The sequence below is a fragment of the Saprospiraceae bacterium genome (assembly GCA_016716185.1).
Lineage (GTDB): Bacteria > Bacteroidota > Bacteroidia > Chitinophagales > Saprospiraceae > Vicinibacter.
The window spans coordinates 285410-298208 of sequence record JADJWV010000003.1; the positions used below are offsets into that span (position 1 = coordinate 285410).

The window sequence follows — 12799 nt, forward strand, 5'->3', positions numbered from 1 at the left end:
GTATTTGCCTCAAACACTTGCCAGGTCTGCAAACAGGTCCGCCACTTAGGAAGCGATCGACCAAATTAATTATAAAAAAAAAGCTGCCTGATTGATTCAGACAGCTTTCGCGTTCAACTTGATCTGTATTTTACAATCCCCGTATTAATTTAGAATGAACAACTCCATTTACACTGAGTTTTAACAAATAAGTATTTGGAATTGGGAGATCTAATTTAAAATTTTTTGTTCCGGAAGAATAGCGGGCTAAATTTGAAGAAGTGATGATTCTTCCGTTTAAGTCCATAATTTCGTATTTTAACATAGCCTCTTCCTTTAGATAAACTTTAAGATTCGCTTCTTTGCTGAAGGGATTCGGATGAATCTCAAAACGGAATGGTTTAACATCCTGATTCTTATTGTTGACCTGCGGGCCTAAAAATTGTTTGCGTCCAATGACCAGAGCCGTACTTCTGTTGAATTGAATGTCTTTTCCAGTGACATCTTTTATAGCTGCCTGATTCGACGGAGCTGGTTCCTGTATGGATATAAACATATACTTATAATCCGGCGTAAAAGTCATACCTGTTGGTTCAGAACCAAACGGGGTATGCATAAATATCTCGACACGAGGATTTACTTGTGTATGATCGGGGCGTACCACCCAAACAAAATTATTGCCACCATCCTGCAATACCCAAAGATTACCGCGGTCGTCAAACGTAAGATTGTCATTACCCTGTGCCCAATCCTCTGCAACTACCCGACCTCTTGAGTTCATTCGATACACGCTGTTGCCGACAAAAGTTTCAAATCCACTTATTGTATTTCCGTTGTCCTTAAATCTATACACTCTTCCAGATCCTTTCACCGCAAAATAAATCTGTTGATCTAATGGAGAAATTTCAACATCCTCCACTCCCGGGAAAACCGTTGCACCATTTTGCAAAGCCCATTGTTTTACATTGTTTTGTTCATCCTTCGTTGTATTTGGAACCTCCAACCATATACCAGTGGGGGCTACGGGTTCTCCATTTTGCATACCCTGGTCTAGTTTTAATACATACAGTTTACCACTCGACAAATCGCCTTCTTTATTGGCAATAAATTTATACACAGAGCCATCCGAAGCATCTTCACCCTGATACGCCGTTTTCCGATCGTTTAATACCACGAGATTCTCATGGCTCATCCGACCCATCGCCCATAATTTAGCTTGTCCCGCTCCATAATCGCGAACTTTTCGGGTCGTCGGATCCATTTCCACATTCCAGCCCCAATCAATATACCCATCATTATTGGCATCCTGAGAACCAGGACTGTAAACTTCTTCACAGGTTATGATGGTATTCCAGGGTGTGACCGTTCCGCTGCAATTGGCTGCTGTAGAAACCACCGGACTAAAATCAACAGGTCCGGAAGCATCCACCTGCCAGGTCTGGGATGTTTTATCTAAATGTAAATCAAAAATAGAGACTCCTCCCGGAGCTGTTTCGTGATTGATGGATAAATAACCTACCTCACTTGATCCATTGATAGGTACATAACCTGTAAAATCAAAATTGGTAGATACAAATCCATTACTGCCTTTATACGATTGGAAGGCTGCTGCAACAACTTGAAAGGCATGTGTGCCTGGAATTTCTACAACTTCATCCTGTGGTCTGGCCAATAAGCTTGGAAAGCATCCTATATGTGTATCGTTTGGATCCAAACAACCAAGGTCACTTGAATTTGAAGTATATAAAGTATTTATGATTTCAAGATCAAAACTCAAATCAGAACTCATGCCTCCCCATTGGTGAACTTCCACACTGATCTGGTTAACACCTGATACAAAGTTTGATTTGGGGACATCAAACACATAATAATACAACTCATCGTTGCCTGTTATGCGCTCCAATGCTTTTATAGTATAATCTACAGGCCCAGTCGGCATATTGCTTCTAAACACCTCAACGCCATTTAAATATACTACTGCACCATCGTCTGCCCTCAAACTAAACTGAACCAAATCACTTAAATTGCTGGTGTCCTGAATTTCAATTTTCTTCCTGAAATAGGCTGAGGTGTATTTGTTATTTGGATTCGGACCAAAGGAAATGTTCGTAGCAATAAACGGATCACCAAAACCCAATGGTGCCGGACCGAATTCCCAGGCTGAATCATCGAATGCCAATTCTGTCCAATTCCCAGAGGGTGCATCAGACTTATCATAAAACAACCAGTCCGATTTTCTTTTTAAGGGATATTTTGTTACGGGTAAGGTAGGTTTTGATGATTGAAAATATTCAATAACCAGTTTCGGTGCATCAGCAGCTGATCCATCATAGGATTCCGCTTCGCGAAGACCAGTCCCTTTAATGAAAAGAGAAAGAGCATTACCAGAACTCCAATCATCCTGAGCAAAAATAGAATTCAACAAAGAAGCAATATTTTCAGAGCGCTGATCTGCACCTTTTTCTCCAATGGTCATCCACGATCCTGGCGGAATATTCCAGCTCACGGAATCAGAAAATACGGGGCGGCTGGTAAGGTTAAATGGAATTCCGGAATTAAATGCTGTAGAATTTCCGGTTTTCTCAGCCCAAATACTCAATGCAGAAGGATCGGTGTTTTTGTTTGTATTGTCAACAGTAAATTGAAGGTAGGCGTTTTTCACTTGGGTTCCTTTCGCCAATTGAATATTTGTAAAACGCATTCCCACATACTGCGGATCTATATTGTCTTTAGTCTCCATGCCTAATTCGAGATCTGAACTACCCAGATCCATACTACCGGGTGTTTTAGTTTGGTTGGGCCCGGGTAAATATTCTTCGAGGTCATCCTCCAAACTGCTAATGCTGGAAGTATATGTCCCAAGAGGGATATATTGAATGACCAGGAGTGGAGCGTCTGCTGCAGATCCATCAAAAGATTCAGCCTCTTTTAAACCATTTCCTTTGATGAAAAGTGCAAGTGAATTGTTTGTTGTCCAGTTGTCCTGATTTACGATATGCTGAATCAGGCTGGCAATATTTGAAGATTGCTGATCTGCACCTTTTTCACCAATGGTATTCCAGCTTCCGATCGGAATATTCCAAACAACAGAATCAGAAAAAACGGGACGTTTGGTCAGATTGAATGGATCTCCTGTATTGAAGGGTGCTGCATTGACTGAATTTTCTGCCCATATGGTTAATTGGCTTGGATCAGTATTCTTATTGTTATTGTCAACGGTAAATTGCAAATGTGCTGATTGGATGAGTGAACCCTTTGGAATTGAAATGGAATTAAAACGCAATCCAACATACTGGGGATCGATATTATCCTTGGTTTCCATTCCCAATTCCAGATCGGAACTACCAACATCCATACTACCGGGCGTTTTGGTTTGATTAGCACCCGGTAAGTATTCTTCAATGTCATCTTCCGCCGTATTGATGCGCTGACTTAAAGTGACCGTTGGTATAAAATCAATCACGAGTAATGGTGCATCTGCATTCGAACCATCATAGGATTCCGCTTCGCGGAGTCCCGTACCCTTAATGAAAAGTGAAAGTGCATTGCCCGATGCCCAGTTGTTTTGATCGATGATTTGCTGAATGAGGACGGAGATGTCCGCACTTTTTTGATCGCTAGCTTTTTCACCAATGATGTTCCAACTACCACTCCGGATATTCCATTCAACAGAATCCAAAAGAACGGGTCGCTTTGTCAAATTAAAGGGATCCGCAACATCAAACGCATTGGCATTGGATGCTCTTTCTGCGAAAATGTACAATTTGCAGGGATCAAAATTTTTATTGGAATTGTCGACGGTAAACTGCAAATAGGCTCTTGTAATTTTAGAGCCCTTGGGTACGCCAACATTTACAAATCTTAAACCAACGTATTGGGGATCGATGTTTCCGCTGGTTTCACATCCCAGTTCAAGGTCAGAACTCCCATTATCCATGCTGCCTGGTGTTTTCGTCTGATTGGCCCCTGGAAGATATTCTTCGATGTCGTCATCATTACTGGCTATCCTTACAGAAATACTTTGCTGCGCTGAAAGAAATAAGCTACTCAGCAACAAGCCTAAAAACAAAATTCTTTTTGCCATTTTTTTTGATGGCAAACATACAAGCCGAAGCATCAAATTCAATATACTTTGATGCTATCTAAAAAGCAACAATTTGAAAAGTATATGTATGGAAATTGATAATAAATAATTTGCTGTCTGTAATATTCATTGGTGAATATTGCCGCTTTATTTTTATTTATTAAATCCTGAAATGCGATGGCCCTGTACTACCAACCATTTGACGCTATGCCGCATTTAATTTAATGCACAGGCTTATTCCAAAAAATACTTGGCCGGAATAATCAGACAACAGCCATTCTAAAAAAATCTTTAAGCTATCGGACTAAAACAAGTTGCTTGCAAGTTTCCTGTCCCTTAAACTGAATTTTACAAACATAGGTTCCGGTGGGTAAATCCCCAGCATTCCATTCGATCGCATGAATACCTTTTTCCTGAGTAGAATGGACAAGCGTCTCACATAACAATCCGTTTTGTTGGAAAATCTGAACTGAAACAAAACCTTTCTCCGGCAACTGATATTTGATCTTTGAAATTTCCTGACTGGGGTTAGGGCTTATTTCCATTATAAGTTGCGATGGATTATATGGATCGGATACGGAAGAAAGCATAGCTAAAACACTCGTCTGCCATGATGTACCAACTCTTATTCCATCCAATTTAATATTACATCCTCGTAATCCGTTTTCTGCATAATTGTTGAGGATAGCTACTGATTGTTGGCCTGCATGATCATTGTTACCATCCATTGCAAGAACATGTGGTTGATCGGGTTCAACCAAAGGAAGGCTTTGATCGAATATATAAAGTATGGAAGAATCGTTCATGGTTCCCGGAACAAAGGAATACTTAAGCACTGCAAGATAGGTTTGACCTACACTAAATGTATCTTTACCATAATTGATCACAGCCAGTGTTTTTCTGGTTCCAAAAAGAAATGTGCTATCGGATAATCTCTTCAAAATGAGCGTTGTATTAATACCCGTTCCTCCTCCTGCAATGTTGTAGCCTATTAAATTACCGAAAGTAACAGTAGCTGGCAAGCTGTCTACCCGAACCATCAAAGACATATAAGCAGCACCTGAGGTAATGGCATTGCTGAATTGCTTAAGCACGAAATCGCCGTTACCATCATTTGTGACCATACAGGTATTTCCTCGTCCCGAACCAACATATCCATTGTACTCAAGTCCTGGGGATACAGAAGCAATATTAAAAGTTGAATTAACTCCGCTTCGATACCAATTGTTTGATTGCTCGATACTATCTACAGGCCCAAACATAAAGTCTTCGGTAAAAACATTTTGAGAAATACCGCTTGTTGCCAGGATGCAACAAAATAAAATTAATTGGTTCAGCTTCTTCATTCAATCTAAAAAATTTAATGCGTGAAAATAAAAATAATTATTTAATGGGGAAATCGGGGTTTGGGGATGACTCCATACTAAAAACCAAAAATACAAACTTTCTAAATATTTTCCATTGTAAAAATAACAGACCTCGCCGGCCTGCCGTAGATTCTGCTTCCCCGGATCCATTTTTCAGGACTCAAAAGAAGGACTGTGGGTTAATTTTATAAAAAAAATTGATCATGCAACTTAAACCAATCGAAAAGATTCAAGTCTATTTTGATGTTACGATTATTATTTATCCCTAAATTTTATATTTATGAACAGAATAGTTCTGATGGCCTTCATCGGAGGACTGACCGCTTTAATCTTACCATCCTGTAATAAAGAACAAGATGGCATTGCCAATCAATTTACAACTTCTTCTGAAGACATGACCACACAGCAGTATTTGTTGGAAGTCAACGAATCTGAAATCAACGAACAACTGGAATTAGCACTCAACAATCTGACTACTCGCGGATATCCGACCAGAACCTGGAGTCAGCCTAAAGGGACTTATCCAAATACACTGACCATTGATTACGGTCTGAACGGCGTGACAGGTCCAAATGGACATGTACGCAAAGGCAAACTGGTGATCGATTTCTCAGCTCCAATGAACAACTCCGGCGCTGTCAGGACCTTAAACCATCAAGATTTTTCAATCGATCAGGTTCAAATTGAAGGGACCATAACACTTACCAATCAGGGCACTAATACTTCAGGAGAACTGGTGCTTTTAAGGGAAGCATTAGACCGGAGCCTGACTTTTCCATCGGGAAAAATGTCCGGTTGGAATGCCACACAAACACTGACTCAGGTTGAAGGTTTTGATACGGATCAGAGACTGGACGATGTTTGGTCGATAACCGGAATTGCCAACGGTACCAACCGCGAGGGAAACAGTTTTTCAGTTAACACATCAAAAGCTTTGTTGTATCCAACTGCTTGCCGTTGGATTGTCGCAGGAGTTATTGATGTAGTTGTAAGCGGAGAAATGATCAGTATAAATTATGGCGATGGTAGCTGTAATAACGATGCAACCTTGACGCTGCCCGATGGAAACACACTGGCCATCAAAATCAGAAGATGGTGGTAATGCCTGCCATCGACTGAATTGCAAAAAAAGCTAATGACCCAGGTCATTGGCTTTTTTTACGCATCTAAAAACGTGGCTTCGAAATAGTCGCCGATTCTAATAAGTATAAGGTCAATTAATTTATTTGCGATTTAAGTCAACTGACGTTTCGACGTTTCGAAAAATTCATATTATAAGAAAATAGTTCCTGGAATTTAAATTAATTTTACTAACTTACAATCTAACTTCTGCAAACTATCATCTATCATCTATCATCTATCATCTATCATCTATCATCTATCATCTATCATCTATCATCTATCATCTATCATCTATCATCTATCATCTATCATCTATCATCTATCATCTATCATTGCATCAACTGCCAACTGCCCACTGTGAACTAACAACTATCAACTAAAAAATAAGGTACAATCCGACAAACCGGACTGTACCTTATTAGACAAGTCAAGCAGCCTGAAGGGCTATTAAAATGCTTCCCCAGTGCTCAAATTAATGTTTATGTGAACCTTGGCTCTTTGCATAATCCACCATACCCTGAAAATCAATCAGGACGACAGGTTCGTTTCCAACAACCCATGCATCATGCCCTTTCGGTAAATAAGATACATCGCCTGGCTTACAGTCGAATACGGTACCATCGTCCATTTTTATGCGTAAAACTCCGGAAACATGGTATTGGAAATGTGGAGCATGGCAGCTTTCCGTTTTTGCGATCGGCTTGACCGATTCAGACCATTTCCATCCGGGCTGAAAAACTGCTTTTCCGATCATCGCACCACCGATACTTGCCAGGTCGACTTTCCCTAATGGAAAGGTTGCTACATCATCGGGCTTGGTAAAATTAACTTTAGTTGCCTTTTCTTCCTGCATCGATTTTTGTGGTGCTTGCGAAAGGACCAGGTTCAAAAAGCTAAAGGCAAAAATGCCTGTGAATAATAAAATTCTTGCTTGCATAATAATTCATTTTTTTTTGTTGATTAAATAAATTGACAATGCAAACATCCGCCAGTTCCAGGCTGAAAAATTGTACAAAACACCGGATGTATTGTAGAATTCAGAGTTTCTGCCGGAGTATAGCCGGACTCATCCCGGTTTTTTGTTTGATAAAATGTGTAAAATGAGAAGTATCCTGGAAATCGAGATCAAAGGCAATTTCAGAAATGGACTTTTGAGTCGAACCCAACTGGACTTTCGCTTCCAAAAGGAGCATATCGCTGATAAAATCTCTCGGGGTCTTGCCATAAGTTGCTTTAACTACATCGCCCAGGTACTTGGAACTGATGTTGAGTTCCTGCGCATACTTTGCTACCGACCTGTTGTTTATAAATTTCTGTTCGACCAAATGCTTAAACCGGGTTGCGATTTTTGTAGCCCTGCTGCTGTTCTCCGCCAATCTGTTTACGTAAGGCCTGTAAATTTCGCGGATGCGCAAAAGTAAAATGTGTATATAATTGCGAAGGATGTAATCCTTTTCGTAGGAAAATGAATGGTATTCATCAATAATATTCCTGAATGCCTGTTGAATATTCAGACTATCCTCTTCTTTCAAATTGATGATATGCTCTCCATCAAATTCAAAAAATGAAAATTCATCCGACAGCGGACCCTTCAACAAATTCTGAATAAACTCCGTTTTAAAATGGATGCAGTAACCTTTACAGTTCCTGATAAATTTTGAAGCATAGACCATGTTCTCCGGAACGATCACCAGGTCGTTGGGTTTCAACCAGCGATAATCTGCTCCGAGTAACACATCGTGTTCACCTTCTGTAAGTAAATAGACCAGGTTAAATCTGCGTCTCAAGGCCCTTATTCCCTTTTCCGGATCGACATCTTTATGCTTGTCCTCCAGTGTACCGGGCATGACCATCATGTTGATATCATAGGGCCGGAGATCCCGGTTGACCAGCTTTTCAAAAGAAGCCAGGTCATTGATCAGCATGACATCCTTTTTGGTCTTTGACATTGGAAGCGCATTAGAAAATTTAAAAATACAAATAATTCATGCTTTTTGTGTCGACTCCCAGGAGCAACGGCCGGAAGTTGATCCAATTATCCCATACTTATGGGGTAAAACCATCATTCTAATTTTCAAGATGGGTATCCTGAATTGACTTATTGGCTAAAAAATAAATACTTAAATGGTTAGAAATTTAATGCCTACTTATTGGACGGAGGTTCCAATAAAATTTCTTTATTAGACAGTGTTGACTGCGCGTTCTCTTAAAGCAGCCTTAAAGGATATTTTGGTACATATTATTTTTTTATGAGTACGTTAATATCCCGGAATTTCCAAACTCTTTACCTGGAAGAAGAAAGCCATCCCTGAATTTCGTCTGACATCGGGCTTTCCTTATAGGATATTACGCGAGCCCAATTTCCACTTTCGTCGATCAGAAATTTTTGAAAATTCCATTTGACTTCAGCATCCTGAACTCCATTCTCCGATTGCCGGGTAAGCCATTGATACAATGGATGCATAGCTTCTCCCTTGACGGAAATTTTGGCCATCATTGGAAAGCTAACACCATAATTTTTCTGGCAAAATTGCTGAATCTCTGCATTCGTACCCGGTTCCTGCCCTCCAAAATTATTGGTTGGAAATCCCAAAATGGTAAATTTATCTCCACCAAATTTCTTGTACAATTCTTCCAGCTCTGCATATTGAGGGGTGTATCCGCATTCCGATGCAGTATTTACGATCATGACTTTTTTACCTTTTAATTGGGCAAAATCAAATTCTTTGCCATCAATCGTCTGTACCTTAAAATTATAAAAATTTTGCATCGTTTGTGCCTGGCTTCGTGAATTGATAAAAATAAAGAATAATAAAACAGCAGCGTATTTCATATATGGCTTATCGATCATAAACAGCCGATTTTGAAACTTGTTCACGGATCCGGTAGGATTGGATTAAAAGTAATTAAACCTGTTGAATATTAAAACCTTAGCTCTTATTAAAATCAATGGATTGCCCAACGTAGAAATGATTGAACGGATGAAAATGTTAAATTTTTAGAAAAACGATTTTTGCCTCTGATTATTAATAATTTTATGGCTTCTATTTTTTAAATAAAAAATACGTTCATGCATAATTTCAAAGTTTTTTCTTTGACGAGTCTTCTAATCTTGATGATAGGATTGTCGTGTCCCGGTATTCAGGCTCAGGCTTTAAATCTTCCCGACAATGGTTCCAATTATAAATGCATGGCGGGCAGAAGCATCGGATTAACGGACATTGAAATACGCTGGAATGCTCCTGGTGTAAAAGGCCGCGAAGGAAAAATTTGGGGTGATTTGGTTTATTATGGCTTTTCAATTTTAGGTTATGGCTCAAATGTTGAATCGCCCTGGAGAGCAGGCGCAGATGAGAATACGACCATTTCATTTTCGACAGATGTCAGCATCAATGGAAAAAATATAGCTGCAGGTAAATATGGATTCTTTATCGCCGTCTATCCAGATTCTTGCATACTTATCTTTAATAAAAATGCTGAAGCCTGGGGAAGTTACTTTTACAATAAAGATTTAGATGTGTTAAGGGTATCCACCCGTCAAATAAAAGGCCTTCCAGAAAATACAGAACGTTTGGAATTTGTTTTCACCAACCAGACAAATAATTCTATTGACGTTGCTTTAAAGTGGGAACATTGGCAAATACCATTTAAAGTTGAAGTCGATTTGCAAAAAACCGTTTTAACTTCTATCAGAAAACAGCTCAGCAGTGCCCTGGGTTTTGATCCACCGAGTTTGGAAGCCGGGGCAAATTGGTGTTTAACGAATAACATAAACTTTGAAGAAGCGCTAAACTGGATAAACTCTGCCACCAATCCAAATTTAGGGGGTGTTCGAACGTTCAGAGCCCTTAATACGCATGCAGGATTACTCCGAAAAACCGGTCGTCAGGAAGAAGCTGACAAGATGATGGCTGAAGCTGTTGAACTTGGCGGGCCCATTGATTTACATCAATACGGCAGACAACTGATCAGTCAGAAAAAATATAACGAGGCCATGGCTCTATTTGAAAAAAACTTTAGTAAACACAAAGGAGTATGGCCTACTCACGTAGGAATGATGCGCGGTTATTCAGCTTTGGGCAATTTGAAAAAAGCCTTGGAACATGCTAAAATTGCACTTGCTCAAGCGCCAAGCCCCGACGACAAAAAAAATATGGAAGGACTTGTAAAAACTTTGGAATCGGGATCCTTGCTGCAACAATAAACGCAATAGGTAGAATTGAGGGGATTTCCATAAATGAAAAGTCTTAAATGGAGTCAAGCCAATTTTTGTCCATTGGCATGACTGAAATGTCGTTCAAAGCATTCAAATTAATGCAACTATTTCAAAAACAGATTCTGTCAGAATACCGATAAAGAATTCAAACTGACTGGGTCATTTTTGCATGTATAAAATAACTTTCAGCCGGCTCCAATGCTCCCTTAATGAGTTTCGCCACATTCTATCTTACCGAACTCATTGCAGTTACTTTACATTGGAATCCTGCTATTCCACTCCACAAAATCCACCTCAGTCAAAATGGTATGTTAGCATTTATGAATCAAATAATGCCTCCACTATTGATATCCCAACCATTGAGAATAGTTTGCCTAAAATTATACAGAGATACCATCTATAAAGATAACTTCCATCTCATGCATGATTTGAAAAAATTATGGTAAAGGAAATGTGTTGCTTGGGTAATATAACAAGGCCTTAGCTTTTAATGACTTCTGGATTGCAAAACAATGAAACGCATTATCTTTGAAAAAAACTTCCCGTGCGCGTTCATTTAATACTTTTCATCTGTTTGAGCTTCTGGAGTACGCAAGCACAAAATCCAACATGGAAACTCTGGGCATCAGGATTACCGTCGGGAGTTTACCCAAGAATGGTAGTTGCTCCCAATCACGATATCTTTTATACCCTTTTGGGAACCGGCGTGCAATTGGGATATATTTATAAGGCCAATACCCAGGATTCGAATCCCATTTTCCAGGCCTTGCCGCAAATTCCACGACCCAGTACCATTCAAAACAATATCGTTGCGCTGGGTTATAATCATCAGAATGAAGTCATGGCAGGTATATACCGGACCGATCAGCAACAACCCTGGTTATTTCGATTTGATCATCAAAAAATGGCCTGGGATACTGCTACTTCACCGGGTTCTCCTACACTTGGAGGCCACTGTATGGCTACATCCCCCAACGGTACGATCTATGTTGGAACCAGATGGGCTTATATTTATAAATCTACAGATGGAGGAAGAACATTCGAAGTCATCGATGAAAGCAGCTTAATTAAAATGGATTACCCCTGTTATTATCCAAGTTTCAATGGTTCAGACTTGAATGGTGCTATTTTCTGTATTTCCATTGATAAAAACGGAAGAGTTTATGCAGGCACAGAAACGGCAGGCGTAATTTACTCGGACGATGAAGGAAAATCCTGGCATCCGGCTGATCTTTTTGCTTGCCTGCCCGGTACAAAAACTCAAAAAGATACCTCAAGGATTATGAGAGCTCTCAACATGAGTGGGAATGTTGCGGCTATTGGATTTACCAAAGAACAACAACTCGTTTGGTCCGGACCGGATATGTGGCAATTGGGATGGAAAAATAAGTTAGGCTTCGCAGACCTCCACTCCAAAATCGTTCACGAGGTAAAAGGATTGCCAGATTATCTCATCCAAACGGGACAACAGGTTTCCAAAATTGTTACAAGCGAAAACGGACAAATGTTTTTTCACTCAGGAAATTCAACGAATAGTAGTCAGATTGGAATTTATACGTCTCGCGATGGGATCAACTGGAAATTATTTAATGATGGAATTACTGGTCAAAACGATGGTCCTTCCCAGGGATCATTAGCTGCAGATGGCAATAAAGTTTTTATGGCTACACGGGACGGCAAGGTATGGTTATTTGAAGATACATTAAATGTAAGCCAAACCGACCAGTCATCGCATCTGAATACTTTTACAATCTATCCAAATCCCGCATCAGATCAACTTCATTTAAAATTAAACTCCGATCAAATATATCCTTTAGATGAAATTCTTATTCAGAATTTAATGGGAGTTACTATTAAAAAATTTTCCAATACACAGCAAGACCATTTCATTTTAAACATTTCAGATCTGAAGTCAGGTTGTTATATTATCAAATGGCGGGGTTCTTATAAATTTATTAAAATATAAATACTGACTTGGCTTTAATTCTCCACAATTACCAGAATTCATTTCTTTATAAGAGCGCGGATAAA

The 12799-nt window shown here is 39.6% G+C and carries 8 protein-coding genes; 3 read left to right on the forward strand and 5 right to left on the reverse strand.

What is annotated here, in order from left to right; all coding sequences use genetic code 11:
* Positions 1–130 precede the first annotated feature (130 nt).
* Complete coding sequence (locus IPM34_14435) at positions 131–4063, reverse strand: DUF839 domain-containing protein (protein ID MBK8956733.1); 3933 nt, start codon at positions 4061–4063, stop codon at positions 131–133.
* Positions 4064–4359: 296 nt separating this feature from the next.
* Positions 4360–5409 (reverse strand): hypothetical protein, encoded by a 1050-nt coding sequence (locus tag IPM34_14440; GenBank protein ID MBK8956734.1) that lies wholly within the window; start codon positions 5407–5409, stop codon positions 4360–4362.
* Positions 5410–5710: 301 nt separating this feature from the next.
* Here IPM34_14440 and IPM34_14445 point away from each other — a divergent pair, with 301 nt between their 5' ends.
* On the forward strand, positions 5711–6532 hold the full coding sequence (locus IPM34_14445; GenBank protein ID MBK8956735.1) for a hypothetical protein: 822 nt from the start codon (positions 5711–5713) through the stop codon (positions 6530–6532).
* A 492-nt stretch (positions 6533–7024) separates the two neighbouring features.
* Here the strand turns inward: IPM34_14445 and IPM34_14450 are convergent, their stop codons facing one another.
* The 3 genes from IPM34_14450 to IPM34_14460 all read right to left on the reverse strand — a co-directional run bounded on the left by IPM34_14450 (position 7025) and on the right by IPM34_14460 (position 9385).
* The gene (locus IPM34_14450) at positions 7025–7405 is read right to left on the reverse strand and encodes a cupin domain-containing protein (protein ID MBK8956736.1); all 381 of its coding nucleotides are present in this window, start codon (positions 7403–7405) and stop codon (positions 7025–7027) included.
* Between the two features lie 184 nt (positions 7406–7589).
* Positions 7590–8501 (reverse strand): AraC family transcriptional regulator, encoded by a 912-nt coding sequence (locus IPM34_14455; GenBank protein ID MBK8956737.1) that lies wholly within the window; start codon positions 8499–8501, stop codon positions 7590–7592.
* A 335-nt stretch (positions 8502–8836) separates the two neighbouring features.
* Complete coding sequence (locus IPM34_14460) at positions 8837–9385, reverse strand: glutathione peroxidase (protein MBK8956738.1); 549 nt, start codon at positions 9383–9385, stop codon at positions 8837–8839.
* A gap of 237 nt (positions 9386–9622) precedes the next feature.
* Between IPM34_14460 and IPM34_14465 the strand changes: the two genes are divergently transcribed.
* Together IPM34_14465 and IPM34_14470 are read left to right on the forward strand one after the other, a co-directional pair.
* A complete protein-coding gene (locus IPM34_14465; GenBank protein ID MBK8956739.1) occupies positions 9623–10756 on the forward strand; it encodes a DUF2911 domain-containing protein in 1134 nt (377 codons plus the stop codon).
* A 556-nt stretch (positions 10757–11312) separates the two neighbouring features.
* Positions 11313–12734 (forward strand): T9SS type A sorting domain-containing protein, encoded by a 1422-nt coding sequence (locus IPM34_14470; protein MBK8956740.1) that lies wholly within the window; start codon positions 11313–11315, stop codon positions 12732–12734.
* The last annotated feature ends 65 nt before the right edge of the window (positions 12735–12799 follow it).

What these genes read in the sequence shown, in the direction of transcription:
- IPM34_14435 (MBK8956733.1), bottom strand. Translation starts at nt 4,063, where the DNA reads ATGGCAAAAAGAATTTTGTTTTTAGGCTTGTTGCTGAGTAGCTTATTT.
- IPM34_14440 (MBK8956734.1), bottom strand. Translation starts at nt 5,409, where the DNA reads ATGAAGAAGCTGAACCAATTAATTTTATTTTGTTGCATCCTGGCAACA.
- IPM34_14445 (MBK8956735.1), top strand. Translation starts at nt 5,711, where the DNA reads ATGAACAGAATAGTTCTGATGGCCTTCATCGGAGGACTGACCGCTTTA.
- IPM34_14450 (MBK8956736.1), bottom strand. Translation starts at nt 7,405, where the DNA reads ATGCAGGAAGAAAAGGCAACTAAAGTTAATTTTACCAAGCCCGATGAT.
- IPM34_14455 (MBK8956737.1), bottom strand. Translation starts at nt 8,501, where the DNA reads ATGTCAAAGACCAAAAAGGATGTCATGCTGATCAATGACCTGGCTTCT.
- IPM34_14460 (MBK8956738.1), bottom strand. Translation starts at nt 9,385, where the DNA reads ATGAAATACGCTGCTGTTTTATTATTCTTTATTTTTATCAATTCACGA.
- IPM34_14465 (MBK8956739.1), top strand. Translation starts at nt 9,623, where the DNA reads ATGCATAATTTCAAAGTTTTTTCTTTGACGAGTCTTCTAATCTTGATG.